30 protein-coding genes are annotated in these 25799 nt (G+C 63.6%); 6 read left to right on the top strand and 24 right to left on the bottom strand.

Annotation, left to right across the window (positions count from 1 at the left end):
- Positions 1 to 158 precede the first annotated feature (158 nt).
- A complete protein-coding gene (locus HNR60_RS04405; protein ID WP_184254702.1) occupies positions 159 to 857 on the top strand; it encodes a TetR/AcrR family transcriptional regulator in 699 nt (232 codons plus the stop codon).
- Positions 858 to 1013: 156 nt separating this feature from the next.
- On the opposite strand, the gene HNR60_RS04400 is transcribed toward HNR60_RS04405, so the two are convergent.
- Together HNR60_RS04400 and HNR60_RS04395 are read right to left on the bottom strand one after the other, a co-directional pair.
- Positions 1014 to 1505: a hypothetical protein gene (locus HNR60_RS04400; RefSeq protein ID WP_184254700.1), complete on the bottom strand. Its 492-nt coding sequence runs from the start codon at positions 1503 to 1505 to the stop codon at positions 1014 to 1016.
- Between the two features lie 49 nt (positions 1506 to 1554).
- Entirely contained in the window at positions 1555 to 2658 is a 1104-nt protein-coding gene (locus HNR60_RS04395; RefSeq protein ID WP_184254698.1) for an NADH:flavin oxidoreductase, read from the bottom strand.
- Between the two features lie 145 nt (positions 2659 to 2803).
- On the opposite strand from HNR60_RS04395, the gene HNR60_RS04390 reads away from it, so the two are divergent.
- Complete coding sequence (locus tag HNR60_RS04390; RefSeq protein WP_184254696.1) at positions 2804 to 3718, top strand: LysR family transcriptional regulator; 915 nt, start codon at positions 2804 to 2806, stop codon at positions 3716 to 3718.
- 150 nt (positions 3719 to 3868) lie between these two features.
- Here the strand turns inward: HNR60_RS04390 and HNR60_RS04385 are convergent, their stop codons facing one another.
- From HNR60_RS04385 to HNR60_RS04350, 8 genes are all read right to left on the bottom strand, one after another.
- A complete protein-coding gene (locus HNR60_RS04385; RefSeq protein ID WP_184254694.1) occupies positions 3869 to 4612 on the bottom strand; it encodes a glucose 1-dehydrogenase in 744 nt (247 codons plus the stop codon).
- 154 nt (positions 4613 to 4766) lie between these two features.
- Positions 4767 to 5330 carry a carboxymuconolactone decarboxylase family protein gene (locus tag HNR60_RS04380; protein ID WP_184254692.1) on the bottom strand — a complete coding sequence of 188 codons (564 nt, stop codon included), beginning with the start codon at positions 5328 to 5330 and terminating at the stop codon, positions 4767 to 4769.
- A gap of 103 nt (positions 5331 to 5433) precedes the next feature.
- The gene (locus HNR60_RS04375; RefSeq protein ID WP_210313240.1) at positions 5434 to 6519 is read right to left on the bottom strand and encodes an alkene reductase; all 1086 of its coding nucleotides are present in this window, start codon (positions 6517 to 6519) and stop codon (positions 5434 to 5436) included.
- A gap of 150 nt (positions 6520 to 6669) precedes the next feature.
- Complete coding sequence (locus HNR60_RS04370) at positions 6670 to 7545, bottom strand: NmrA/HSCARG family protein (RefSeq protein WP_184254687.1); 876 nt, start codon at positions 7543 to 7545, stop codon at positions 6670 to 6672.
- An 85-nt stretch (positions 7546 to 7630) separates the two neighbouring features.
- Positions 7631 to 7939: a hypothetical protein gene (locus HNR60_RS04365; protein ID WP_184254685.1), complete on the bottom strand. Its 309-nt coding sequence runs from the start codon at positions 7937 to 7939 to the stop codon at positions 7631 to 7633.
- Positions 7940 to 8006: 67 nt separating this feature from the next.
- Positions 8007 to 8888, bottom strand: coding sequence for an SDR family oxidoreductase (locus tag HNR60_RS04360; RefSeq protein WP_184254683.1), 882 nt, complete (start codon positions 8886 to 8888; stop codon positions 8007 to 8009).
- A gap of 24 nt (positions 8889 to 8912) precedes the next feature.
- Positions 8913 to 9803 (bottom strand): haloalkane dehalogenase, encoded by an 891-nt coding sequence (locus HNR60_RS04355; protein ID WP_184254681.1) that lies wholly within the window; start codon positions 9801 to 9803, stop codon positions 8913 to 8915.
- A gap of 53 nt (positions 9804 to 9856) precedes the next feature.
- Positions 9857 to 10228: a VOC family protein gene (locus tag HNR60_RS04350; protein ID WP_184254679.1), complete on the bottom strand. Its 372-nt coding sequence runs from the start codon at positions 10226 to 10228 to the stop codon at positions 9857 to 9859.
- 79 nt (positions 10229 to 10307) lie between these two features.
- Here HNR60_RS04350 and HNR60_RS04345 point away from each other — a divergent pair, with 79 nt between their 5' ends.
- The 3 genes from HNR60_RS04345 (at position 10308) to HNR60_RS04340 (ending at position 12260) form a co-directional block, all read left to right on the top strand.
- Complete coding sequence (locus HNR60_RS04345) at positions 10308 to 10937, top strand: TetR/AcrR family transcriptional regulator (protein ID WP_210313238.1); 630 nt, start codon at positions 10308 to 10310, stop codon at positions 10935 to 10937.
- A 427-nt stretch (positions 10938 to 11364) separates the two neighbouring features.
- Positions 11365 to 11595, top strand: a complete 231-nt coding sequence (locus HNR60_RS24060) for a helix-turn-helix domain-containing protein (protein WP_246432818.1) — start codon at positions 11365 to 11367, stop codon at positions 11593 to 11595.
- Positions 11580 to 12260, top strand: coding sequence for a LysR family substrate-binding domain-containing protein (locus HNR60_RS04340; protein WP_246432805.1), 681 nt, complete (start codon positions 11580 to 11582; stop codon positions 12258 to 12260). Before HNR60_RS24060 ends, HNR60_RS04340 begins: the two co-directional genes overlap by 16 nt.
- Here the strand turns inward: HNR60_RS04340 and HNR60_RS04335 are convergent.
- The 12 genes from HNR60_RS04335 to HNR60_RS04280 all read right to left on the bottom strand — a co-directional run bounded on the left by HNR60_RS04335 (position 12224) and on the right by HNR60_RS04280 (position 22695).
- Positions 12224 to 12478 carry a DUF2274 domain-containing protein gene (locus tag HNR60_RS04335; protein WP_184254677.1) on the bottom strand — a complete coding sequence of 85 codons (255 nt, stop codon included), beginning with the start codon at positions 12476 to 12478 and terminating at the stop codon, positions 12224 to 12226. The genes HNR60_RS04340 and HNR60_RS04335 overlap by 37 nt on opposite strands.
- Entirely contained in the window at positions 12475 to 13677 is a 1203-nt protein-coding gene (locus HNR60_RS04330; protein WP_184254675.1) for a TraB/TrbI/VirB10 family type IV secretion system protein, read from the bottom strand. Before HNR60_RS04330 ends, HNR60_RS04335 begins: the two co-directional genes overlap by 4 nt.
- The gene (gene trbG / locus HNR60_RS04325) at positions 13674 to 14747 is read right to left on the bottom strand and encodes a P-type conjugative transfer protein TrbG (protein WP_184254673.1); all 1074 of its coding nucleotides are present in this window, start codon (positions 14745 to 14747) and stop codon (positions 13674 to 13676) included. The genes HNR60_RS04330 and trbG overlap by 4 nt, the downstream gene beginning before the upstream one ends.
- Positions 14744 to 15433: a conjugal transfer protein TrbF gene (trbF, locus tag HNR60_RS04320; protein WP_184254671.1), complete on the bottom strand. Its 690-nt coding sequence runs from the start codon at positions 15431 to 15433 to the stop codon at positions 14744 to 14746. The genes trbG and trbF overlap by 4 nt, the downstream gene beginning before the upstream one ends.
- Positions 15434 to 15436: 3 nt before the next feature.
- On the bottom strand, positions 15437 to 16801 hold the full coding sequence (trbL, locus tag HNR60_RS04315; RefSeq protein WP_184254670.1) for a P-type conjugative transfer protein TrbL: 1365 nt from the start codon (positions 16799 to 16801) through the stop codon (positions 15437 to 15439).
- Entirely contained in the window at positions 16798 to 17124 is a 327-nt protein-coding gene (gene trbK-alt, locus HNR60_RS04310; protein WP_184254668.1) for a putative entry exclusion protein TrbK-alt, read from the bottom strand. Before trbK-alt ends, trbL begins: the two co-directional genes overlap by 4 nt.
- A gap of 9 nt (positions 17125 to 17133) precedes the next feature.
- Positions 17134 to 17871, bottom strand: a complete 738-nt coding sequence (gene trbJ / locus HNR60_RS04305; RefSeq protein WP_184254666.1) for a P-type conjugative transfer protein TrbJ — start codon at positions 17869 to 17871, stop codon at positions 17134 to 17136.
- Positions 17868 to 20306 carry a conjugal transfer protein TrbE gene (gene trbE / locus HNR60_RS04300; RefSeq protein WP_184254664.1) on the bottom strand — a complete coding sequence of 813 codons (2439 nt, stop codon included), beginning with the start codon at positions 20304 to 20306 and terminating at the stop codon, positions 17868 to 17870. The genes trbJ and trbE overlap by 4 nt, the downstream gene beginning before the upstream one ends.
- 7 nt (positions 20307 to 20313) lie before the next feature.
- Entirely contained in the window at positions 20314 to 20589 is a 276-nt protein-coding gene (locus tag HNR60_RS04295) for a VirB3 family type IV secretion system protein (RefSeq protein WP_012554597.1), read from the bottom strand.
- Positions 20589 to 20930, bottom strand: a complete 342-nt coding sequence (locus tag HNR60_RS04290; protein WP_184254662.1) for a TrbC/VirB2 family type IV secretion system protein — start codon at positions 20928 to 20930, stop codon at positions 20589 to 20591. The genes HNR60_RS04295 and HNR60_RS04290 overlap by 1 nt, the downstream gene beginning before the upstream one ends.
- Complete coding sequence (gene trbB / locus HNR60_RS04285; RefSeq protein ID WP_184254660.1) at positions 20927 to 21940, bottom strand: P-type conjugative transfer ATPase TrbB; 1014 nt, start codon at positions 21938 to 21940, stop codon at positions 20927 to 20929. Before trbB ends, HNR60_RS04290 begins: the two co-directional genes overlap by 4 nt.
- A 155-nt stretch (positions 21941 to 22095) precedes the next feature.
- Positions 22096 to 22695 carry a TetR/AcrR family transcriptional regulator gene (locus HNR60_RS04280; RefSeq protein ID WP_184254658.1) on the bottom strand — a complete coding sequence of 200 codons (600 nt, stop codon included), beginning with the start codon at positions 22693 to 22695 and terminating at the stop codon, positions 22096 to 22098.
- Between the two features lie 107 nt (positions 22696 to 22802).
- On the opposite strand from HNR60_RS04280, the gene HNR60_RS04275 reads away from it, so the two are divergent.
- A complete protein-coding gene (locus tag HNR60_RS04275) occupies positions 22803 to 23294 on the top strand; it encodes a peroxiredoxin family protein (RefSeq protein ID WP_184254656.1) in 492 nt (163 codons plus the stop codon).
- Between the two features lie 24 nt (positions 23295 to 23318).
- Here HNR60_RS04275 and HNR60_RS04270 read toward each other — a convergent pair whose 3' ends face one another.
- Positions 23319 to 23792, bottom strand: a complete 474-nt coding sequence (locus HNR60_RS04270) for a CopG family transcriptional regulator (protein WP_184254654.1) — start codon at positions 23790 to 23792, stop codon at positions 23319 to 23321.
- Positions 23793 to 23799: 7 nt separating this feature from the next.
- Positions 23800 to 25782 (bottom strand): conjugal transfer protein TraG, encoded by a 1983-nt coding sequence (locus HNR60_RS04265; RefSeq protein WP_184254652.1) that lies wholly within the window; start codon positions 25780 to 25782, stop codon positions 23800 to 23802.
- Between the last annotated feature and the right edge of the window lie 17 nt (positions 25783 to 25799).

Raw genomic sequence — 25799 nt, 5'->3', positions numbered from 1 at the left:
GACCGGAAGTTCAGATGAAGGGTGATGTTTTGAGATTGGACGTTCAGGGTGCGGTTGACGAATTAGGTTGGTCGCCCGCAGGGCGACGGTCTTTATGTGAAGACGTGTGAGTCTGTGAAGTCGGTTCCAACATCGAACCAAAATGGGGTTAGTGCGTGATGAAGGTGACTGCCTCTTCCAAAGACCTGTTGCCAGCGTTTAAACAGGAACGACGCGCCGCGATCTTACGCGCGGCCGCTGAGATCTTCTTTGCGGTCGGTTACGAGGCTGCGAGCATGGCAACGATCTGTGATCGGGTCGGAGGGTCCAAGCAGACCGTCTACAATTACTTCCACAATAAGCAGGAACTCTTCATCACTCTGATCGAAGAGCTGTCGGCCGAGGTGCTACAGCCGCTCGCGCCGTCACGCCTTGCAATGGATGATCCGGCGAGTACCCTAGCCGAAGTCGGGCGCCGCTACCTAGAGATCATCATGTCGGCCACCGCGCTCGACCTGTATCGCGCAGTCGTCGCCGACAGCCGTCGCTTTCCTGAGATCGCCCGAATTTTCTTCGAGCACGGGCCTGGGCGGGCGACGGCCCATCTCGCCGAAGCGCTGACCTTCTATCGGGATTCGGGGCGAATAGTAGTTGCGGATCCTGTGCTCGCGGCGGAGCAGTTCATCGGCATGGTCCGCGACGACCGCCATCTGAACGTAGTCCTCGGGCTGCGTCCGCCCATGGACCAGAATGAGATCGATGCCTCCGTGGCCCAGGCCGTCGCGACCTTCATGGATGGAGTTCGGCCGTTGCAAAGGCCGTCCACACAATCTGCCTCCCCCCGTCCGAAATCAGGCCGACGATCCACCAAATCTTGAAGGAGATATGACGCCGACAGAAAAGGACGGTCAGGAACGGGACGCAGCAAAGTGATAGCATGCCGCTTCATCACGATTGCACCATGTTGCTTGTAGGCTGAGGGACGCAGCACGGTTTGCCGTAGGTATGCGACCGGGGATTCGGGTGCATCTACTCTATTTCTTCCAAGATTTGGATTTGATCAAAATCGCAAAGATCATCAGATGTGAGATGAGTACCAGGGGGGCGTAAAACGTGTAGACATACCAAAAGGTAGCCAAGTTGAAGCTCGGCACGTTCAACTGCAGCACGCCGCGTACGCCATTTAGCAGGTCTACGAATCCCCAGGTGTTGGTTAGCCATACTAGAAGAACAGCACCGCGCCAGTTGCTCCGAAGAGCGAAGATCGAAATGAGAGCCAGCGCCGCTTCTAAGAGATCGCCGTAAGCCGCGCTGGAAAGGAACTCGCTGGGCAATTTGGGATCGACCATACCCGTAACCAACAAGGTCATTCCCACATAGCGGGGCACATGCACCCAGAGCAGCGGAATCAGAGCGGCATTGCGAGGCAGCTTGGTCAGGGCCGGCCAAACGTACCACGCCGCGACGATGGAGAAGACGGCGCAACTCACGAGAAGCTGCATCCAGAATATTGCGACGCTACCCATGTCTAATGGCTCCCATTTATATTCTCGACGATCCTCAATCGAATCGTCTTTACATCGCCAGCTCGGCTTCTTTGATGTTGGCTATCGGTCCAAGGATCGTGGGGTCGAAGTCGTTGAGGACGCTTCGGTTGGACCAACGCCTCGGTAGGTCGGGATTCGCCAGAGCCCCGCGGGCGAGGGTGATGATATCGGCACCGTCGTCCAGCGCAGCCAGCGCCTGCTCGACGTTGTGCAGACTGCCATTGGCAAAGATTGCTGCTTTGGGTGCGTGGCGCTTGGCGAGCTGCATCAAGGATGGACCTTCCGACGCGAACGCCGGCTTCCACGCCTCGAATTCGGTTACATGGATGAAGTCCGCGCCGGCGTCCGCGAGGCTGCCGAAGATGATTTCGGCATCACGCTCCGCATCTGCCCACTTGTGATGGTAGTCGTTCACCTTGCCTTGAGAGATACGGACCCCGACCGGCACCCTGGGGCCGACGTTCGCTCGCACCGCCTTGAAGGTTTCGACGATCAACCGTACGCGGTTCTCCGTGGCGCCCCCCCACGAATCCGCTCTGGTGTTGGCGTAGTCGGTCAGAAACTGGTCGAGAAGATATCCGTTGGCGCCGTGAATCTCGATTGCATCAAATCCGGCAACCTTGATCGCGCGCCCCGCCGACTGAGCAAATCCGGTGATGGCGTCGACGATCTGCGCCTCCGTAATTGCGGCCGGCGGGGCGTAGGCGCCCTTACCATGATAGAACGTCATCTGTTCGCCCTTCGGCTGGACCGGAGACGGCCCAACCGTGGTGTCGCGAAAGCGATTGCCCTGGCTGATCGCCCCAGCATGCATGATCTGGGCGATGGCGAGCGCGCCGTGCGCCTTGATGCCGCTGACGACCGGTTTCCAGGCGTTGGCCTGCGCTTCGTCAGTCATGCCGGGCTGATGCACGTAGCCCTGCGAAAACGCCTGATCGGTGTAGATACCTTCGGTCGTGACTGCGCCAAAGCCGCCACGCGCGAAACGCTCGTAGTAACGGGTCATCGTCTCGGTCGCCCGGCCGTCCTCGGTCGCCGAGATGCGCGTCATCGGCGCGACAGAAAGGCGGTTCTTCAGGGTATGGCCGTTTATAACGATCGGCGCGAAAAGGGAGCTTGTGTAGATTTCCATCGTCCAGACCTCTAGCGGCGCTGAATGCGGCGGGTTTCAGCGCAAATATGAAGACGCACCGCTTGTTGGCTTTAAATCTAGCTCCTGTGGGTGCGACGCAGAAGATGAGATGGACGATAAGCAATATAACGCTTAGCGTTAGAATATGAATCTCGCAGATGTGGCTCTGTTTCGCACCATCGCGTCCCTCGGCAGCCTGTCGGCGGCGGCTCGTCAGTTGGGCACGACGCCGATGTTGGTCAGCCGCCGGTTGGCGGGCCTTGAAGCCGAACTGGGCGCGCGCCTGTTCCACCGCACGACGCGGTCCCTATCCCTGACGCCTGAGGGAGAGGCCTTTCTGCCTCACGCCATCACCCTCATCGAAGCTCGAGATTCCGCATTCGAGTCGGTCTCGTCCGGTGGCTCCGGGCTCTCAGGCATGTTGAAGATTACAGCGCCGAACGTCATCGGCCACTCGGTCGTGGTTCCCGTCGTTGCCGAGTTGATCGCCGATAACCCGGCGCTACGCGTCGACCTGACTCTGAGCGACAGCGTCGTCGATATTGCGACGGCAGGACTGGATGTCGCCGTTCGCGTGGCGGAGATGAAGCCGTCGGACATGATAGCGACAAGGGTTGCTGACAATCCGTTTATTGTAATTGCATCGCCAGGCTACGTCGCGCGCTTCGGAACGCCCGCCACGACGGAAGACCTGGTGAGCCACCCCTGCATCAAGCTTCATGCGATGGACGCCTGGCCATTCAGGCGGGGCGGCGAGCCGCACCGAGTTCGGATTAGTGGTCCCATCTCGGCCAACACCGTCGACGCGGTGCGAGCAGCCTGCATCGCGGGCGTGGGCATCGCCATGTTGACCTTCTGGGACGTACACAAGCAGATCGCGCACGGCGAGTTACAGCGGATCGTCCTCGCCGACGTCGAACCGTTGGAAGTTGGGATATGGGCCGTTTTCTCGACCCGTACCCAAATGCCTGCCCGGGTGCGGGCCTTTATCGATGCGCTGCGAGATCGATGCTTGCCGGGATCTCCCACGCCTCGATCGGGACCAGCGGGACGTCCTTGAAATACTCCTCGAGGCCGCCCGGAGCGCGGGATAGATCGCGCAGACCGGGAGCTTTTCAGCGGTGACACTGACCTGAAGCGGGGCCAAGCGGCCAGCGAGCACACTGTCCATCGGGGTCGTTATCCGATGGAGCGAAAAATAATGGAAAGTCTATAGACCGCCGCTGGTGAGTATCGATGCGCCTGTGACCCAGCCTGCATCTTCTGAGGCGAGGAAAGTCACAACGGAAGCGATGTCGCTTGGTTGACCGATCCGTCCGAGAGGAGTCATGCCGATGATCCCCTGCAGCTGTTCCACATTATCCGCTATCTGGCTGCGGAACATCTCGGTATCGGTCGTGCCCGGCATTACGGAGTTCACGCGAATTCTCTTCAGACCCAGCTCTTTACTGAGGGTCTTCGTGATGCTCTCGACGGCTGCCTTGCTTGCGGTATACACGGCCATGGCGGGCGGTGTCATACCCGTGATGCTTGAGCCAATGTTGATGACGCTGCCGCCTTCTTTCAGGTGGGTGACGGCCGCCTGAGTTGTTAGGAGAACCCCAAGGACATTGACCTTGAAGATCTTATCAAACGACTCCTCAGTGATCGATCCCAAGGGCGTAGACTCGGACGTCCCGGAGTTGTTCACGAGAACATCGAGCCGTCCAAAGTTCTTGATAGCCGCGTCGATGATCCGTTCGGCGCCTGCGGCTAGGGCGACGTCAGCTTCGAAAGCGATCGCTTTGCCACCGGCTTGGAGAACGGCCTCCACAACTAAGGCTGCCGCTTGCTTGTTCTTTAAGTAATTGACGACGACCGCTGCGCCTTCGGCTGCCAAGGCCCTGGCGATGCCCGCTCCAATGCCTTGTGATGCCCCTGTGACGACCGCGACTTTTCCGGCAAGCTTGCTCATGCTGATTATTCCTTCGTTGGCTACATCGGCACTTGGTCCGCGTTCGGAAGGCGTGGAAGAGCTGTTGAGAATCTGGACGGACGTGCGCAGCCAACGCAAAGCTCCCAAGCATGTCCGTTCGGTGAGGTCTTAAGGCCAGGGAACGTATTCGCGCTCAAGCCCCGCTGTTTTGGGAAGAAGCCAAATCTGCCGACTTCACGATTGGGAAGTCGATGGCTGTTCGGGCCATGAGGTTGAAGTAAACGCGAAACATCGAAAGCGAAATATAAGCCACGATCTCAACGGTTTCGGCCTCGCTGTAACCAGCTTCGCGGAGCGCCGCGAGGTCGCCTTCAGAAACCCGCCCATGCTCGCGAGCAGCTTTCGCCGCGAACCCCAGCACGGCGGCCGTCTTTACATCGGAAGACTCGCCACGACGGGCCGCGTTCATTTGTTCGTCGCTCAGGCCTTCGCGTTTGGCGAGCACATGGGCGAATGACAGAAGATAATCGGCGCCCGTGATCTGCGCCACGGTGATGCTGATCAAGTCCCGCAACCGCTCAGGCAATTGCTTGTTGAAAGCGTCGGTGAAGTCCAAATAGGAACCCAGGACTGTTGGTGAATGTCCCAACAGCCGCAACATATTCGGCACCTTTGGCAGTCGCTGCTGCAGGCCGTCGAGCAATGCCTTGGCCTCGCCGACTGCTTCGCTTACTTCGATGGGTTGTAGCGTTTCCATTACGCTTCTCCTTTGAGATTAAACGTCGTTTTCCTGGATCAAGCCGCCAAAGCGGCTGGGAGCGCTATTGCCGTCCTGGCAACAAGCGCCATCGCGGTGCTTCTCATTTCGATAGCGAAGGATAGTCGGTGTAACCCTTCGCCCCGCTACCGTAGAACGTCGCCGGGTCGGGCGTGTTGAGCGGCGCATCGTTTTGGAATCGGGCCGGCAGGTCGGGGTTGGCAATAAACGGCGCCCCGAAAGACACGAGGTCGGCCGTGCCGGCGGCAAGCGCCGCCTCGGCCTTGGCCTTGTCATAGCCGCCGTTGGAAATCACCACCCCGGGAAACGCCGGTCGCAGCGCTGCAGTCGTGTGCTCGATTTGCACGGAGCCCGTCTTAAGATCCTCTTCGCTCGGCTCCATGACGTGCAGATAGCCGACCTTCATCGCGCTCAGCTGCCGGGCGACGTAAGTGAAGGTGGCGAACGCGTCCCTATCAGACTGCCCGTAGTGGCGCGCAGAGGGCGAGAGCTTCACGCCTAGTCGCTCCGGCGACCAGGCGCCGCTCATGGCTTCGACCACCTCCAGCATGAAGCGGGCGCGATTCTCCGCCGAGCCGCCGTAGGCGTCGGTCCGCTGGTTCGTCCCATCCTGCAGGAACTGATCTGGCAGATAGCCGAAAGCGCCGTGCAGCTCGACGCCATCAAAGCCAGCGCGCCGCGCATGGGCGGTCGCGGCGCCAAAACTCTCGACCAGCGGGGCGATCTCGGGTGTCTCCAGCGCCCGCGGGGTTTCATAGGGTAGGAGGCCCTTAGCCGTGAAGATGACGCCTGCGGCCGCGATCGCCGAGGGGGCGATTGGTGGCGCGCCGTCCGGCTGCAGGCTCGAATGTGAGATTCGTCCGCCATGCCAGATTTGCAGGTAGATGCGGCCACCAGCGGCATGCACGGCATCTGTGATCTTGCGCCAGCCCGCCTCCTGGGCCGCGTCGTAGGCGCCGGGCGCGTGAATGATACCGGCGCTGTCCGGTCGCACGGCGGTGCACTCGGTCACAATCAGCCCCGCCGAGGCCCGCTGCACGTAATATTCGCGCATGAGGTCGGTCGGAACGCCGGCGTCATCGGCCCGCGTCCGTGTCATGGGCGCCATGATGATGCGGTTCGATAGATTGAGCCCGGCGAGGTCGAACGGACCAAGAAGGTCGGTCATCATCGTTTCCTTTGTGGAATGCGCGAAGCCCGCAAGAGTCCGGCGCAATCAGCCAGAGATGCGCACCGCGTCGATTGTGTCGATTTACAAAAAGCTGGCTGACGTGATGGTCATGCGCTGCTCCGCGGCCCGCCGGAACACGCTCGTTGGTCAGTGTTCTTCAGTGTATTTCTTCACCCAACCGGCAAAGGTTAGTAGCTGCGGATATTCACGCCGCACCTCAGCAATGTTCGCTTTGAAGCCCTTCTCACGGATCCAGGTGAACATGTCCAAGAACTCCTTCGGCATCGCCCTCTTGGCCAAGAAGGCGGGAATCGGCGCCACCCAAGGCTTCTTCCCGGTGACGGTCTTGAAGGTCCTGACGATGTCGTTGATGCTCAGCTGGTCACCGGCGAGCGGAATGACCCGTCCGGCGTATTTCTCTGGCTCTTCCAGAGCGCGCGCGGCAAACCAGCCGATGTCGTAGGTGGCCACGAATTGGATGGGGAGCGTTGGGCCAAAGTTCGCTCTGAATATTCCGAGGAACATGCCGCGCGGGATCGCCGCGGCGCCAAACGCATCCATGAAACCGACCGGACGCAAGATCGTGGCCGGGAGGCCTAGCTCACGAATGTGCTGCTCAATCGCCCATTTGCTCTCGTAGTGGCCGAGGCCGCTGTTCCGCTCGACGCCCTCGGCCGACGAGTAAACGAGATGAGGGCTGCCCGACGCCTTCACCGCATCGGCAAACCGCTTGCCGTGTACCTCCTCCGCCTCAGTGCCACCCTTTTCCGTCCATTGCTGCACCGAATACGCGGCGGAGACGCCTTCCAACGCCTTCCTAAGCGATGCCACGTCGTCGAAGTCACCCTTGACCAGCTCCACGCCACGCGCGGCCAGACTCTTGGCCTTGGGCGAGTCCAAGTTCCGCGTCAGGACCCTCACGCGAACCTTTTTCGCCGCCAACAAGTGGGTGACGGTCGCGCCGCCCTGACTGCCCGTCCCGCCAGTAACAAGCACCACATTTTCATGAGACATAGATTTCATTCCTTCTTGCTTGTTCTGGGGAAAGCGCGTCGGACACTGCGACAGCCTCGGATTAAAAGGCTGAAGGCGGAGGCCAGCCAGCGGTCTACCTGAACGATTCTCCACTTGTCGCGATGAGCGACATGCTCACCTGATCCGGCCTTAGGACTGGGGCACTCGCCAACAGTTCCGATTGAAATTTTTTGAACGATGGAAGGCCGGTGATGACCGCAGACGGATCGTCTTCAGAGGTCACCAAGTGCAGAAAGGTCTGCCCGTCCTCTTCGAGGAAAACCCGATAGGAAAGGCCAGGCGTTGAAGTCGCCGCCAGCGCTGCGATGAACTCAGCAAGGTTTTGCCTGTTCTGTTCAACGAACGCTGGTTTCACGGTGTACCGGTGGCGAGTGATTTTCACCTGGTAGTCCTCTCAATTTAGGCTTGGGGTGACGACTGAGGCCCAGACGTACAGCGTATCTGCCTCGTTAGTTCGAAGCCGCCTCGCTCCACAGCTTGGCGCTCTCGGCCACGAAGTCACTGTAGGAGCGCGGGTTGCGGCCAAGACGCTCGCGCAGGCGCTCAAGTCCGGCGGCGGTCGAGACCGGGCCGTCCTCTTGGAAATGCTTCATCATGTATTTGAAGTCGTAGGCCATCCAGTTGGGGGCGAACGCCCGCAGGCTCTGAACCCATTGGTCGATATCGTCGCCGATATATTTGATCGGGCGGCCGAGCGCGTCACTCCAGAGCTTCGCTCCGGATTCTCCGGTCAGAACGTCCTCGGCGACCACCTCGTAGATTTCCGGGCCGAACGGTTCGGCGGAGGCCAGCCGGCGCTGGATTTCGAGCACGGCAACCTCGGCGATGTCGCGAATATCGGTAAAGGAAACGCCCTTCCCGCCGATCGGGAACGGGAAGATGCCGTGGCCGAGAGCGTCCTTGACGCCCGGGCTTTGCATGTATGCGTTCGGGCGCAAGATGGTCACCGGCATATTGTGTTTCGCGATCATGCGCTCCGCGGCAAACTTTGACGCGAAGTGCGGAACGTCTTCGGTTTCCTCGACGCGGAACACGGACAGGTAAGCGATGGCTTTGACCTTCGCCTCGCGGCAAAGATTGAGAGCGGAGATCGTGACGTTCAGCTCGTCCGGCACGACCGGGCTTAGCAGGAACACCGCTTCGACGCCGTCAATTGCGGCCCGCAGCGCATCCACATCGAGCAGCTCACCCTTGAACGGCGTGACGCCCGGCGGAAAGGTCGCCTTTTCCGGTGAGCGCGTGAACGCTCGAACGTCGAATCCCGCCGCAACAAGTTGCTCGACAACAACCGAGCCGACGTTGCCGGTGGCGCCCGTTACTAAAACAGTCATGATTTTCTCCGATATTGTTAAGAATTAGCCGGCTTGGCTGTGCGCCGGGCGGCGTGTTTCGATGACGAACTGTCGAAGGGCTGCGCCGATCTCGCCGGGCGAGTCCTCCTGCAGGAAGTGCCGCCCTTTCACGGTGACTTCTTTCTGGTTCGGCCACGTCCGGCAGAACGTCCGGACCGCACTGCCGGCCGTATTGACCGACCCAGGGTCCCCGCTGATGAACAGCTTCGGCAGAGGGCTTTCACTCAGCCATCTCCCGTAAGCTCGAACGATCGATGTCACGTCCTCAGGCTCGCCTTCGATCGGAATTTGGCGCGGCCAAATCAGCGTGGGGAGTCGAGCGACGGGATCGGGGAACGGAGCGCGATAGGCGGCCATCTCCTCCTCGCTCAGCGTCCGGATCATTGCTCCCGGCAAGATTTGCTCGATGAAGGCGTTCTGATCCAGAACGAGGTGTTCGCCCGCGCTCGATCGCATCTTGCCGAATATTCCCCCGCCCTCTCCGAACGGCTCCCACGTAAGCGGCTGGCTGATGGCCTCCATGTAAGCGATCGCCGCGACTTGATCCGGATGGCGGTAGGCGCGGTGAAAGCCGAGCGCCGAGCCCCAGTCATGGACGACCAGGATGACCTTGCTCAGGTTCATGGCGTCGAACCAGGCGTCGAGGTAGCGCGCATGATCGACGAAGCGATAGGAGTAGGTCGGCGACTTGCCCGATTGCCCCATGCCGATCAGGTCTGGCGCAAGACACCGCCCGATGTCGCTGACGTGCGGAATGATGTTCCGCCAGAGGTACGAGGACGTCGGATTGCCGTGCAGGAAGACGATGGGATCGCCTTCGCCCACATCTACGTAGCTCATCTCGGTGTCGAGGACGGCGACACGCTTCCTAGGATGTGGATCGGAGGCGGCCATGCTTTGATTCCTGTCAAAAGGTTTCGGTGATCTTCAAAGAAAGCGGGCGGCCGTCAGGGATGGGCGTACATATTGACGAGGTTTCCATCCGGATCGCGAAAGACGATAGCGCGGGCTCCCCAAGGCATGAGCTTCGGCGGCATCACCCAATCGCTCACGATGTCCTTCAGCCGTTCGTATTCAGCATCGATATCGGTGACTTCGAAATCGAGGATGACGGAACGATTGGCCGCCGCTTCGGCGACGCCCTCGCCGTACGCCTGAGTCGTCGCTTGGGCTATTATGGCCAATCCCTTGCAAGGCTCATTTTGGAATTGCGCGTAGTCGCTGCTGAGGACCTCGGCCGTCGCTTGACTGACGCTTTCGTAGAAGCGAGTCAGCTTCGCCACATCGGTGGTGACCAGTCGGGTTTGCTTGAACGTCATGGTAACCTCGCCTTAAATGTCGTATTGCATATTTAAGCTACGGCACGGTATCGTATCTAAGAACGGGGAGTCAAGCGGAATGTCCACAAAGTCGGGCAAGGTGGGGAAGCCGGCCAAGGGAGCCGAGCCGCTGCGGCGTTCCAAGGAAGCCGTGAGGGCGGCAAGTTTGGCCGCGGCCTACGAATTGCTGACAGAATTCGGACTGAGCGGTGTCAGCGTCGACGAAGTGTCGCGGCGATCGGGCGTCGCCAAGACCACGATCTACCGGCACTGGCCATCGCGCACAGGTCTACTGTTCGATGCCGTTATGCAATTCGCCCCTCGGCTTCAGACGCCCAACACGGGCAGTTTTCGGAGCGACCTGACCGTATTAGCGCTGGGGTTGGCTGAACGCTTGCGGACAGGCCGGTGGTCGTCCGCAATGCCCTCAATCGTTGACGCCGCCGAGCGCGACCAGGAGGTCGCTGAGTTTCAGTCGCGCACTCATGCTGGCATGTTGTCGGGGTTTGGCGCGATCGCGGCGCGCGCGCAAGCGCGCGGCGAGTTGGGCCCGGATTTCGATGTGGCCGATCTCACGGCGGCGATCGCCGGACCGCTCTTTTATCGCCGGTGGTTTTCGCGGCAAGAGCTCGATGACGCTTTTGTTCGTGGCGTCGTCGAAAGAGCCCTTGGCGGGGATTCCAGCGGGCCACGGCGAGATCCAGCTTGAACCTCGGCTTGTGGTTGCCGCAAGCCAAGCCCCGGAGAGGCATGGTCCGAGGCCCCCAAGAGACGACCTTATAGACTCCATCAACGTAGCTACGGTATGGTCTCTATTTTACCGTGCCGAGTCTCTGAGAGATGCTGCTTGGGAAGCGGTTGTGGCGGTCCAGACGCAAGTGGACCACGCTTTCGTTCCCTACGGACTTCCCAAGGGACGGCGGACGCGGCGGTCGGAGTGATCTGCCGATGCTGGACCCGAAGCACCGAGTTGTCAGCGTGCGAATAAAGAGCGCGGCAGCGCTATGCCGAGTTAAAGCCGACTCGCGACCAGGCGCGCGGCGATGCCTATCGGGCGTTCGCACATATCAAGCGTCGTCGTCAGGCGCTCTCTCTGAATACGGGATGAGGGCGCGGTGACTGTTGAACTTCAGAACATGAAGTGGGCAATCGCTGTGTCGCAATTTCGAAGTTTGCGGCAAGCCGCCGAGAAATTGAATATGCGGCAATCAACGCTGAGCCGACGGATGCGAGACGTTGAGCAGGAGGTCGGCGCCACTCTATTCGAACGCACGAATGGCGGCACCCGCCTTACCCCGGCTGGCCAAGAATTCGTTGATCGGCGCGACGGATCATCGAAGAAACCGAGCTCATGGTCTCCCGCTTGAAAACCCGATCGAGAGGTGAGAGCGGCCGCCTAACCATTGGTGTTCATGCGTCGCTTTCGGCTGGCAATCTCAGGGCTACGTTGGTGGAGCACCGCCGCGCGTTTCCGGACGTCGAGATCCACCTTGTCGATGGATCGAGCGAACACTTGATCTCCGACGTGGCAAACTCCGCCATCGATGTTGCCTTTGTGGCCGAGAACTACCCCGCGCGGGATGACAAGTCGCTTTCGGTGTGGAGCGAACGGGTCGTCGTCGCCTTGCCGGAGGACCATCCGCTCGCAAGCCGCGATGTTGTTCACTGGAGCGACTTGAGACATGAGGTACTGGTGTTGCCGCAGCGCGGTCCCGGTCCGGAATTCCTAAAGTTGCTCGTCAGTAAAGTGGGACATTCTGATCCTTGCCGTCTTCTCCGGCACGATGTCGGACTGGATCGGCTTCTCACGCTGGTCGGTGCGGGATGGGGTATTTTGCTTGCACTGGAGGGCGCGACCGGTGCGGTCTATCCGGGCGTTGCTTATCGGGAGGTGCATGACATGGATGGGCCAACTCGCCTCGCCTTCCGCGCCTACTGGCGCCAAGCGAATTGCAATCCTTCGCTGCCACCCTTCCTCGCTATCCTGCGAGAGCGTTATCCCGATCTCTCGGGCGCTCTCGCTTCCGGCTGAGCAGGATTTCGTCGCGCCTTCGCGAATGCCCGATCGGTCGCCATGAACCGTTCGATCATCGGTGCGATCAGCTTGGCCGGATCGGGCGCAGACTGGCCGGTGGTCCGACCCAGGATCTCGGCATAGGCGATCAAGTCGCGATGCACATCGGCGGGCAGCTCGATGCTGACCTTGACCGGCTTGTCGTTAGCGAGCGGCCCGAGCTTGAGCTTCGTCATGGTTTCCCTCCCTGCGCGTAGGGCGCGAGCACCAGGTCACGCGTAACGATGACGCGGACCGGGAAGCCGGGGCGGATTGTCAGGGTCGGCTGGATGTTGAGTTGGCGCTGGACGATCTGCGAGCCGGTCTGGCTGATGCTGTTGGACGCGCCGCTGCGGATCGCCTGGACTAGATTGTTCTCGTCCTGGCTCGTGCCCGCCTCCGCGCCGACGCTGAGCAGGGTCGAGAGGACGGCGGCCTTGAACAGCATGCCCCAATGGTTGTCGACCTCATCCTCAAGCCCGGCATAGCCCTGCGTATCGGCGCCAGGCTGGCGCTCCAGCACGATCGAGCCGCCATCTGGCATGATGATGCGGGTCCAGACCAGCAACACGCGCGACTGGCCGAAAGCGACGGAGCTGTCGTATTGGCCGATCAGTTTCGCGCCCTGCGGTATGAGAAGATATTTGCCGGTCGGGCTGTCATAGACCGCCTCCGTCACCTGCGCGGTGATCTGGCCGGGCAGATCGGAACGAATGCCCGTGATGAGCGCGGCGGGGATCACGGTGCCGGCCTGCACGACATAGGGCGACGCCTTAGCGTCGAGCCGGTCCGGACTGACCGTGCGCTTGTCCGTCGAAGCGTTGAGGAAGGCCGTCTTGCGGTCCTGCATGTTCTGCGCGGCGCCAGCGTCGACCGGCGGTGTGGGCGTCGGGCCCGCAGTGCCCGGCGCAGCCGGCGCGGCGAGGCCGACCGGTTGGGGCTGCTGATTGGTCTGAGCGAAGAGACGGCTGAGCCGGGCCGCTTCGATCTCTTGCGCCCGGCGCTGCGCTTCCGGATCGGGCGTCGTTCCAGGAGCGACGGTGTTGGGCGCAGCCCCGGCATTGAGGATCGGCTTGCCGAGATCGCCGGGCAGCGGCGGCCCAAGCGGCGGCGCCTGGCGCGGCAGACCCGTGTAGTCCTTCGGCAGCCCGGCGAGGCCCTCGGCGGAGGGACGGTTCTGCGTGGAGAGCAACTCCTGGCCGCTCTGCGCCGCGTTGCGAGTCTGGAGCGCGTAGCCGAGCGCGCCGGCGACGGCGAGCGCCGACACGGCGCCTAGGCCAATGAGCACCCTGCGCGACAAGCGGGTGACGCGCGGCCGCTCGCCCCGAAGCCGCAGATCAGGCGGCACGACGGGCGTCGGCGACGGCGGTTGTTCTTCAGGACCTTCCGCCGTCATGACCGCGGCCTTCCGTCGGTGCGGACGATGCGCACGCGCCGCTCGCTATCCTTGTCGCCGAGGCGCAATTCGGCGGCGGCGAACAAGCGGTCGACGATGTAATAGTTGCGGTTGACCCGGTAGTTCACCAGCTCGGAGCCGCCGGCCGGTCCGATGACGAACAGCGGCGGCATCTCGCCTTGGGCGATGCCGCTCGGGAACTCGATGTAGACCTTGTGCCCGTCGTCGAAGGCGCGCAGCGGACGCCAGGCCGGGTTGTCGCCCTGGATTGCATAACGGAAGTTGATCGAGGCGAGATCGACGCCGCTGGCAATCGGCGCGGCTGCGTCGGCCTCCTGGTTCTGCCGCCGAAGCGCGATGAGCTGATCTTCGGGATACTGCCAGGAGACGGAGGCCATGTAGGTCTTCTCGGTCGAGCGCAGCTCGAGGAGGTAGGTCCGCCGGTCGGTGTTGATCACCAGGTTGGTGAGCAGGTCCGGTCTCGTCGGCTTGACCAGGATGTGGACCTTCTTGGTGGCGCCCGCGCCGCTCTCGGTATCGCCGATGATCCAGCGCACGGTGTCGCCGGCGGCGACGGGGCCGGAGCCGACGAGCTGCTCACCCTCCTGCAGCGCGATGTCGGTGATCTGACCTGGCGCCGTATAGACTTGGTAGAGCGCACCGCCGGAAAACGGATAGACTTGGACCGCGTTGATGAAGCCGTTGCGCACCGGCTGGATCCGCGCCGCGGCGTTGGCCTGGTTCACGCGCACGGTCGGGTCAGCGGCTTCCGGCGTCGGCTTTCCACCGTCGATCGGTTTTAGTTGTCCGGGCAGTGGAAGAGGCTTGGGCAGCTCTACGATCTTGATGGGCGCCGGCGGATCGGAAGCGAGCTTCGCTGGCACGGCGCTGTCGTAGTTGATGTCGGGCGGGATGAAGTTGTGCGCGCAGCCGCCGAGTGCGGTGACGGACATCAGCAAAGCCGCGAGGCCGGCTTTACGGAAAGCCGCATTTGCGCCCTGCCGGTTCTGCTGAACGGCGGAGAGACGTGAAGCCGGACCGCCGGCTTCCTTAGAAATCGGCAGGGTCATTGTCCCAGCTCCTTCGACCAGTTGATTGCGGTGACGTAGATGCCGAGCGGGTTCTTGCGGAGCACGTCGGCGGAGGTCGGCGTCTGGATCGCGATGGTGAGGATCGCAGTCCAGCGGGTGTTGTCGGCGAGCGCGCCGTCCTGATAGCGGTGCTCGACCCATTCGACCCGGAAGCTCGAGGGCGAGGCGCGGATCACGCTCGAGACGTCGATCGCGATCTGCTGCTTGCCGAGCTTGGCGAACGGGTCGTTTGCGCGGGCGTAGTCGTTGAGCGCCTGGGAGCCCGAGGTGGTGGTGAAGTCGTAGGCCTGCAGCCAGTTCTGCCGCACGATGATCGGATCGGCCGGCAGAGCGCGGACCATCTGGACAAAGTGGGCGAGATACCAGGCGATTTGCGGGTCGCTTGGCGTGTAGTCGGCGGCGGCGGGGGCGACAGCCTGCGCCTGGCCGAGCTTGTCGACCTGCACGACCCAAGGGACGATGCTGCCGTGGGTCGATTGCCAGACGAGACCGCCGGCGAGGCCCATGGACAGCGCCAGCGAGCCGAAGGCCATCAGCCGCCAGTTCTTGGCCTGCACCCGGGCCGAGCCGATGCGGTCGTCCCAAACCTGGGCGGCGCGCTGGTACGGTGTCTCAGGCTCGGGCGTCCGACCGTAACGAACCGTGGGGCGGCGAAACAGCGCCATCTCTTATTCTCCTCCTGAGAGATCGACGGAATGGCCGCCGCCATGGCTGTCGCCGGACTTGAGGACCTGCGCGGCCGTCTGCGCGCCGTGGACCATCGACTGGTTGCGCTTCATGCGCTGTGCCCAGGCGGGCGGCCCGGAGTCGGCTGACCCGCCCCCGGCCGGCGCAGCTCCGCTCGGCGGATTGCCGCCGCCGACCGTGCCCTGGGACGAGGAACCGCCGGTGGCGGCGAAGCTGGAGCGGGCGCCGGCGGAAAAGCTTTGGCGCATGGAGCTGGCGGCCGAAGCCGCCGCTCGGCGAACGGGGCCAGTCGCGGCCGAAGCCGCGGCGCGGCCCACACCGCCAAGTCCGGCGGCGACGCCGGAGGCGCCCGAGCGGCCGGCCGAAGCCAGACTGTAAGCAGAGGACGCCCCGCCAGCCATGGCCGCGCCACCGCGCGCGGCCGCGGCCGTGCCGGAAGCCGCAGCCATCGCTCCCCTCCCGGCCAGGCCCAGCGCGCCAGCGCCGGCCATCGCCGTGCCAGCGACGGCGAGGCCGGTGCCGACAGCGGCGCCCGCGCCGAGCTGCGGCGCACCGGAGACCAAGCCCGTGGCGATGCCGGGGCCGAAGATACCGAGGCCAAGCATGGCGAGTGCGGCCAGCACGACGGACAGCGCCTGCTCGACCGTCGGCTGGCCGCCGGCGTAGGTCTGGGTGAACTGCGAGAAGAGGCCCGTGCCGATGCCGACGATGACGGCCAGCACCATCACCTTCACGCCCGAGGCGACGATATTGCCGAGCACCTTCTCGGCGAGGAAGGCGGTCTTGTTGAAGAGCGCGAAGGGGATGAGGATGAACCCAGCGAGCGTCGTCAGCTTGAACTCGATCAAGGTGACGAAGAGCTGGACCGCCAGGATGAAGAAGGCGATCAGCACCAGCACCCACGACACCATCAGCACCGCGATCTGCACGAAGTTTGCGAAGAAGCTGGTGAAGCCCATCATCTGGTTGGCTGCGTCGAGCAGCGGCTGCCCGGCGTCGAGGCCAACTTGGGCGAGTTTGCCGGGCCGCAGGAAGTCGGCGGTGCCGATTAACGAGCCGCCCGCCTTCAGGCCGATGCCGGCGAAGCTGTTGAAGACGATGGCTGAGAGATTGTTGAAGTTGTTGATGATCAAAGCGAAGAACCCGATGTAGAGGGTCTTCTTCACCAACCGCTGGAGGATGTCTTCGTCGGCGCCCCATGCCCAGAACAAGCCGGCGAGCGTGATGTCGATCACGATCAGCGTGGACGAGAGATAGCCGACCTCACCCTTGATCAGGCCGAAGCCGGAATCGATGTAGGTGGTGAACGTATTCAGGAAGGTGTCGATGACGCCGACATTGTTCATCGCGCGTCTCCCTTAGAAGGCGTGGCCGGCGCGGCAGTGCCTGGGGGCGTTTGTGGCGGCAGCGGCCGCGCCGGCCTGCCGAAGAAGCGCTGGCGGTTCTTCTCCCAGACCGCGCCGCAATGCGGGTCTTCGGCATCCTGGGGACCGAGCGCGCTGCAACGGCGCAGCTCGGCCGAAAGGTCATCGGATGCTGGATTGATGATCGGAGGCGTCTCGACGGCGGGCGCCGAGGGACGCCGGTTGACCGCGACGAGGGTCGCGATGAAAACCGCCACCAGGGCGACGATCGCGGCCGCGCGGAAGATTTCCGAACGTCCCAGCATCACCGCGCCTCAGTTGCCGCTGAACATGGTGACGTTGCCGGGCTGATAGCCGCTGCGCGTCGAGAAGGTCTTGTAGTTCTGCTGGCCCTGCGCTTCGGCGGCCGCGCTGCGCGCTTGCTCGAGCGCATCGGCGCGGCTCTTGGCGGACAGCACCGCCACCAGGTCGGAGAGCTGCTGGGATTGCAGCGCCAGGAGCTGGTTGCCGGCCTGGGCGGCCTGCAAGGCGCCCGTGGCGTTCTGGCTCGCGGACACCAGCGAGGTCATGGCGCTGGAGTTGGTCGGAATGTTGCCGACAACGCCGGCCTGAACCTTCAGGCTGTCCTCGAAGGCGCCGACCGAGTTCTGCCAGCGCTGCTGCGCGTTGGCGACCATGGCGGTGGTCGAACCCGTGCCCGCGGCCGAACCGTAGCTCGTCGAATAGGCCTGCTCGATGCGCTGGACGTTGAAGGCGATGTTCTGCGCCTGGCCGAGCAGCGACTGGGTCTGGGCGATCGACGATTGAAGCTGCGTCAGCGTCGACATCGGCAGGTTCGCAAGGTTGCGCGCCTGGTTGACCAGCGACGTCGCCTGGTTGGTCAACATCTGGATCTGATTGTTGATCTGCTGCAGTTCGCGTGCCGCGGTGAGCACGTTCTGGCTGAAGTTGGTCGGGTCGTAGACGACCCACTGCGCCGACGCTGGCGGCGCGGCGACGGCCAGGGTGAGCACGACGGCGCTTGCCGCCGCCAGATGGCGCAGCTTGATCATGATGACGTCTCCAGGTTGGTCAGGTCGGGAATGAGATCGGCGGCCCACAGGAGTTCGTGGTCCGCGAGCCAGGCGGGGGTGAAAGCATCACGGCCGTACTCGGCGACGACACGTTCGATCGCCGCGTGGTCGGCCTTGGAGGAAGCGGCACAGAAGGCGAGCGCGACGGGGCCGAGGCCCAGCTCGAACAGGCGATTGCCGCGCCGCGACTGGCAGTAGTAATCGCGCTTCGGCGTGGCGCGGGCGAGGATCTCGATCTGGCGATCGTTCAAGCCGAAGCGGCGATAGATCGCGGTGATCTGCGGCTCGATCGCGCGCTCGTTCGGCAGGAAGATGCGCGTCGGGCAGCTCTCGACGATGGCCGGCGCGATGTTGCTTCCGTCGATGTCCGACAGCGATTGCGTGGCGAAGACGACGGATGCGTTTTTCTTGCGCAGCGTCTTTAGCCATTCGCGAAGCTGCTGGGCGAAGGCCGGATCGTCGAGTACCAGCCAGCCTTCGTCGATGATGAGGAGCGTCGGCCGGCCATCGAGGCGACCCTCGATGCGGTGAAACAGGTAGGTCAGCACGGCGGGCGCTGCGCCGGCCCCGATCAGCCCCTCTGTCTCGAAGGCCTGCACCGGAGCGGAGCCGAGCTGTTCGGTCTCGGCGTCGAGCAGCCGGCCTGAAGCGCCGCCGACGCAGTACGGTTGCAGCGCTTGCTTCAACGCTGTCGATTGCAGCAGGACCGCCAGGCCGGTGATCGTGCGCTCCTGCACTGGCGAGGATGCCAGGGAGGTCAGCGCCGACCAGACATGCTCTTTCGCGGTCGGATCGATGGTGACGCCTTCCTTCGCCAGGATCGCGGCCACCCACTCCGCCGCCCAGGCGCGCTCGGCCTGATCGTCGATGCGGGCCAGCGGCTGGAGCGACACCGAATGCTCGGAGCCGGCGGACAGGCTGCCGCCGAGATCGTGCCAGTCGCCGCCCATGGCGATCGCCGCGGTGCGGATCGAGCCGCCGAAGTCGAAGGCGAAAATCTGGTTGTTGTGGTAGCGGCGAAACTGCATCGCCATCAGCGCCAGCAGCACCGACTTGCCCGCACCGGTCGGGCCTACGATCAGGGTGTGGCCGACGTCGCCGACATGGAGGCTGAGCCGAAACGGCGTCGAACCTTCCGTCTTGCCGTAGAGTAGCGGCGGCGCCTGAAAGTGTTCATCACGCGCCGGCCCGGCCCAGACCGCCGAGAGCGGGATCATGTGCGCCAGGTTCAGCGTCGAGACCGGTGGCTGGCGGACGTTGGCATAGGCGTGGCCGGGAATGGACCCGAGCCAGGCCTCCAGCGCATTCACCCCTTCCGGCATGCAGGTGAAGTCGCGGCCCTGGATCACCTTCTCCACCAGCCGGAGCTTCTCCGCCGCGAGGCCCGGGTCCTCGTCCCAGACCGTGACGGTCGCGGTGACGTAGGCCTGGCCGACATCATCCGAGCCCAACTCCTGAAGCGCGAGGTCCGCGTCGGCCGCTTTGTTGGCGGCGTCGGAGTCGACCAGCGTCGACGCCTCGTTGGTCATCACTTCCTTGACGATGGCGGCGATCGACTTGCGTTTGGAGAACCACTGCCGCCGGATCTTGGTCAGCAGCTTCACCGCTTCAGTCTTATCGAGAAGGATCGCCCGCGTGGACCAGCGGTACGGGAAGGCGAGCCGGTTCAGCTCGTCGAGGATCCCGGGATGGGTCGCCGTCGGGAATCCGACCACGGTGAGCGTGCGAAGATGGTGGGCGCCGAGGCGCGGCTCGAGGCCGCCGGCGAGCGGTTGATCGGCGAGCAGCGCATCGAGGTGCATCGGCGTCTCGGGGACGCGGATGCGCTGCGCCCTCGTCGAGATGGTCGAGTGCAGATAGGTCAGCGTGTCGCCGTCATCGAGCCAGGCGACCTCGGGCATGAAGCCCTCGACCAGTTGGATAACGCGGTTGGTCCGATCGACGAAGCCGCGCAGCAACTCCCAAGGATCGACGCCGGTCTGGGCGCGGCCCTCGTAGAGCCAGCCCTCGACGCGCGAGGCGTCCTCGGCGGGCGGCAGCCAGACGAAGGTGAGGTAGTAGCGGCTCTCGAAATGCGCGCCGGCTTCCTCGAAGGCGTCCTGCCGCTCGAGATCAACGAGCGCTGACGCCGGATCGGGAAAGATGCTGTGCGGGTAGGTCTGGGCGGCGATCCGCTGCGCCTCGACGAAGATCGCCCAGCCGGAGCCGAGGCGGCGCAGCGCGTTGTTGAGGCGAGCGGTGACGCCGACCAGCTCGGCGGGCGTGGCGCTGTCGAGGTCCGGTCCGCGAAAGCGCGCCGTGCGCTGGAACGAGCCGTCCTTGTTGAGAACGACGCCCTCTTCGACCAGCGCTGCCCAGGGTAGGAAGTCCGCGAGGGTCGCGGGGCGGCTGCGGTATTCAGCGAGGTTGAGCATAGGAGCCTCAGACGCCGAGATGGGCGGGATAACGAAGGTGCCGGCGCACCACGTCGACGAATTGCGGATCGCGCTTCGCCGCCCAGACCGCGGCGGCGTGACCCACCGCCCAGATCAGGGCGCCGGGGATCCAGAGCCGAAGGCCGAGGGCGATCGCCGCCGCGAGCGTGCCGTTGGCGATCGCGACGGTCCGCGGCGCGCCGCCCATCAGGATCGGGTCGGTGAGCGCGCGATGAACCGGCGCGAAGAAGCCGGGCACGTCGGGATCGACGATCGCGGCCATCAGACCAGCGCCCCGCCGGAGAAGGAGAAGAAGGACAGGAAGAAGCTCGACGCGGCGAAGGCGATCGAGAGGCCGAAGACGATCTGGATCAGCCGGCGGAAGCCGCCCGAGGTGTCGCCAAAGGCCAGCGTCAGCCCGGTCACCGTGATGATGATCACCGAGATGATCTTCGCGACGGGCCCCTGCACCGACTCCAGGATGGAGTTGAGCGGGGTCTCCCACGGCATGGAGGAGCCGGAGGCGTAAGCCGCCGGGGCGAAGGCGAGCGTCAGGGTGGCGAGTGTGACCAGTTCGGCCAGGCGGCGGCGCGAAGAATGAGCGACAGCGAGAACGCGGATCATGATGGGTCTCCGAGGGGCAAGGGGTCGCCGCCCGCCCCGGCGGACTGGACGCGGTAATCGCCGGTGGCGGGATCTAGACCGGCGACGAGAGCGAGTTCGGAAAGGCGGCGTTCGCTGCCGCGGCCGCGCAGCACCGCGACGAGATCGATCGTCTCAGCGATCAGCGCCCTGGGGACGGTGACGACGGCTTCCTGGATGAGCTGTTCGAGGCGCCGCAGCGCTCCGAGCGCGGTGCCGGCGTGGATCGTGCCGATGCCGCCGGGATGTCCGGTGCCCCACGCCTTCAAGAGGTCCAGCGCCTCAGCGCCACGCACCTCGCCGATCGGGATGCGGTCGGGCCGCAAGCGCAGCGAGGAGCGGACGAGGTCGGAGAGCGAGGCGACCCCATCCTTGGTGCGTAGTGCGACGAGGTTGAGGGCACGGCACTGCAGCTCCCGGGTATCTTCGATCAGCACCACCCGGTCGGTGGTGCCGGCGATCTCGGCCAGGAGGGCGTTGGTGAGCGTGGTCTTGCCGGTCGAGGTGCCGCCGGCGACGAGGATGTTCTTGCGATCTGCCACAGCGGTGCGGAGCGCCGCGGCCTGGCCGGCCAGCATGATGCCGGCGGCGACATAGTCGTCGAGGGTGAAGACGGCGACGGCGGGCTTGCGGATCGCAAAGGCCGGCGCAGCCACCACTGGGGGCAACAACCCCTCGAACCGCTCTCCCGTCTCGGGCAGCTCGGCCGAGACACGCGGTTTGTCGGCATGGACCTCCGCGCCGACATGGTGCGCCACCAGGCGCACGATCCGCTCGCCGTCGGCGGCGGACATCGTGCGGCCGCTATCCTCCAGGCCTCCCGACAGCCGGTCGATCCAGAGCCGGCCGTCGGGGTTGAGCATCACCTCGACGATCGACGGGTCTTCGAGGAAGGTCGCGATGGCGGGACCGAGCGCGGTGCGCAGCATGCGCGCACCGCGGGAGAAGGCCTCGGAATGGAGTGGTGTGACCGCCACGATCGTCCCCGTCATTGGCCAATCGCGAGACGCGACTAGCAACGGGGACGATTAGAAGAGGTAAGAAATGGGGCGCTTCAACAAGTATTCATTCGGCGTAGTGGCCGAGCGTAAAGCAGAGAAAAAATACTTGCCGGGTGCGAAGCGGCCTCACTGTCGCCGGCGAGCGGCTACGCGGCAAATCGCTCAAGGTGGTTGAGCGCCATGTCCAACGCCAACTCCAGTGGCTGCGAGTCGCGAGCCGTCTTTGACAGGAGAATGCCGCCCTGGATCGCAGCTAATATAGCCACGGACATCGCTTTTGGATTGGCGCTGGCCTTAATTTGTCCTCGTTCCCTCATCCGGCATAAGCCTTTCTCAATGACCGTGCCCCAGGCTGCAAAGCTCTGGTCCAGCTGGTGTCGAGCCTCTTCGGAATGTGCCGCGAGTTCATTGGCGAGCGAGCCTAGCGGACATCCTCGGACACCACCCGCCCGGTTCGCGGCAATCAGCGCGTCGCGCCAGACCCGCAAAGCCTCAAAAGAATCGAGATGCTCCAGATGTCCGGAATTTGCCTCCAGTATGCGGGTGGTCTGAATTTCGATCACCTCGCGCACAAGGGCGTCTTTGTTCGCGAAGTAGTGATAGAGCTGAGACCGACTTGCGCCAGTTGCTTCCATTACCTCGTCGAGACTGACGCGCTCCGCCCCCTTCGCGTAGATCAATTCGGCGGCTGCTTCGACAATCCGCCGCTTGGTCGCCGCCCCCCTCGGGGTCAGCGTGCGTTTCATCGGTCTTGTGTTCGTAGCCATCGGCCCTTGTATCCAAAAATGGACTGGACAGTCCATTTTTGGTATTGCACGTCTGGACTGGTTGGTCCAGACACAAGGAGCCACACATGAGTCAGCATCTGAAGAACGGGCAAATCTTCCCCGACCTCAAAATTCCCGCCCTGGGCGGCGGGGCCCTGAGCCTGCCGGGTGACCTCGCCGGGTCATACGGCGTAATCCTGATCTATCGCGGTCATTGGTGTCCGTTCTGCAACGAGCAGATGGCGGCCTTTGCGAATGCGTCCGACGCCCTTTCGCAAGCGGGCATCAAAGTGGTGGCCTTCTCGGTCGATGATGAAGCGGCGACGGCGGAATTCGTTCGGAAGCATCGTATTCCGTTCAAGATGGGGCATTCCGCCAACGTCGAGACGGTTATCGGTGCGACCGGGGCCTACGACATGCAGGTTCCGACGAGAGGGCATTTTCTGGAGACGACAGGGTTTGTGCTCGCCCCGGATGGAACGATCGTCAATGCGGTTTACTCGAGCCGCGCGATCGGCCGCCTTGTTCCGAGCGATGTGATCCGCCTTGTCGCGTTCATGAAGTCTTCAGTGAAATAACGAAGCCTTTGCGGTAATCTGCTTTCAGGCGTCACCGGGGAGATGATCGCGATCTTGCTGGCGATTATCTCCCGATGATCCTGTTTCTACTTCCTCCGGAATCTCCTGCCTTAGCTTCGGCCCCTGATTGAGCCGGCGTCCGAGGGCGGCGACGAAATTGTCGTAGCGTGTCCCGGCCTGCGCCCGCGCCGCCTTGGCTGCCGGTTCGGGCAAAGGTGGCGTAGTCGTAAGCCAGAAGCGCACAAACACGGCAAGCATCTCGACGGCGATGCCGACATCGCGTTCCAGGCGCGCAAGCCTCCTATCCTGCTGATCTAGTCGTTTGCCGATGGCAGCTTCGCGCCGCTCGTCGCCATCGGGCGACAGGAACGACGCGATAGCGGCTTCGGCGATCAGCGACATCGGTTGCTCCCGGCGCGCGGCATAGACCGACAGTGACCGCATCACGTCCGGATCGAGGTAGACGGAGATCTGAGCTTTCTTCTTGGGCGCCGGCATACCCGCCTCACAGTCCCAGGTCGTCGCCGGGATCGAGGGACGCCTGGCGCGCCAGACCCTGCATGAGGTCGTTCATCCGGCCGATGCGGGGCGCGTCTTCTTCCGCTTCGTCGGTCGGGTCGAGGGCGAATTCGTTGTCGATCGGCTGTTTCTTATCGACCGTCTCCTGGTTCAGTTCAGGCTGGCGACGGCGGTCCGCGTTCTTCGGATCGTCATCGTCGGCTTCCTCGCCGTCACGGACAGCGGGCGCCGGTGGCCGCGGCGGCAGTGGCCGTGAACTCCAGTCGTCAGAACGGCCTTCTTTCGGCCGCGCCGGCGCAGGCGGCGGCAGGATGCGCTCCTGCAAGCGCGCGTCCTCGTAATAGCGCGCCTTCTTTGCGCGGATCGGATGGACGCCGGAGACCATGACGATCTCGTCGGTCGATGGGAGCTGCATGACTTCGCCCGGCGTCAGCAGCGGCCGCGCCGTCTCCGATCGAGAGACCATCAAATGCCCGAGCCACGGCGAAAGGCGGCTGCCGGCATAGTTCTTCATCGCCTTCATCTCGGTCGCCGTGCCCAGCGCATCGCTGACGCGCTTGGCGGTCCGCTCGTCATTGGTCGCGAAGCTGACGCGCACATGGCAGTTGTCGAGGATCGAGTTGTTCGGCCCATAGGCCTTCTCGATCTGGTTCAGCGACTGGGCGATCAGGAAGCTCTTGATGCCGTAGCCGGCCATGAAGGCGAGCGCCGACTCGAAGAAGTCGAGCCGCCCCAGGGCCGGGAACTCGTCGAGCATCAGGAGAAGGCGGCGGCGTCCGGCCTTGGCCTGCAGGTCCTCGGTCAACCGCCGCCCGATCTGATTGAGGATCAGGCGGATCAGCGGCTTGGTGCGGTTGATGTCCGAGGGCGGGACCACAAGGTAGAGCGTTGTCGGATGTTCGCCGGCGACGATGTCACCGATCCGCCAGTCGCAACGCCGCGTCACTTCGGCGACCACCGGATCACGATAGAGGCCGAGGAACGACATCGCCGTGCTCAAGACGCCGGACCGTTCGTTGCCCGACTTGTTCAACAACTCCCTCGCGGCGCTGGCGACGACGGGATGAACGCCTGCCTCGCCGAGATGGGGCGTCCGCATCATGGCCGAGAGCGTGGATTCGATGGGCCGCTTCGGATCGGACAGGAACGACGCGACGCCGGCGAGCGTCTTGTCCTCCTCGGCATAGAGGACGTGCAGGATGGCGCCGACCAGCAGCGCATGGCTGGTTTTCTCCCAGTGATTGCGCTTCTCCAGGCTGCCTTCCGGGTCGACCAGAATGTCGGCGATATTCTGCACATCGCGCACCTCCCACTCGCCGCGCCGGACCTCCAGCAGCGGATTGTAGGCCGACGACTTCGCATTGGTCGGATCGAACAGCAGCACACGGCCGTGCTGCGCACGAAAGCCGGCGGTGAGCTGCCAGTTCTCACCCTTGATGTCGTGGACGATCGCCGAGCCCGGCCAGGTGAGCAGCGAGGGTATGACAAGACCGACGCCCTTGCCGGATCGTGTCGGCGCGAAACACAGCACATGCTCCGGCCCGTCATGGCGCAGATAGCTGCGCTGGTGCCGGCCGAGCACGACACCGTCCGGGCCGAGCAAGCCGGCCTGCTCGATCTCCTTCGGTTGCGCCCATCGCGCCGAGCCGTAGGTCTCGGCATTCTTCGCTTCGCGGGCCCGCCAGACCGACATGCCGATCGCGACGGCAGCGGCGATCAGGCCGCCCGACGCCGCGATGTATGCGCCCTCGACGAAGATGGACGGCGCATAGGCGTCGTAGGCGTACCACCACCAAAAGAAGGCCGGCGGAAGGTAGAACGGGAAATGGAAGAGCTCGAACCATGGCCGCCCCAGCTCCGGCTGGAAGCCGAGGCGCCAGGCCGTCCACTCCGTCGCACTCCAGATCGCCAGCAGGACGATCGCAAAGACGGTGATGACCTGGCCCCAGAGAATCTTGGTCGCGGACATAGAAGACGTCCTTTCCT

Source organism: Rhodopseudomonas rhenobacensis (assembly GCF_014203125.1).
Taxonomy (GTDB): domain Bacteria; phylum Pseudomonadota; class Alphaproteobacteria; order Rhizobiales; family Xanthobacteraceae; genus Rhodopseudomonas_A; species Rhodopseudomonas_A rhenobacensis.
Note: the sequence above shows the minus strand (reverse complement) of the source record. Positions and strands in the feature narration are given on the sequence as shown.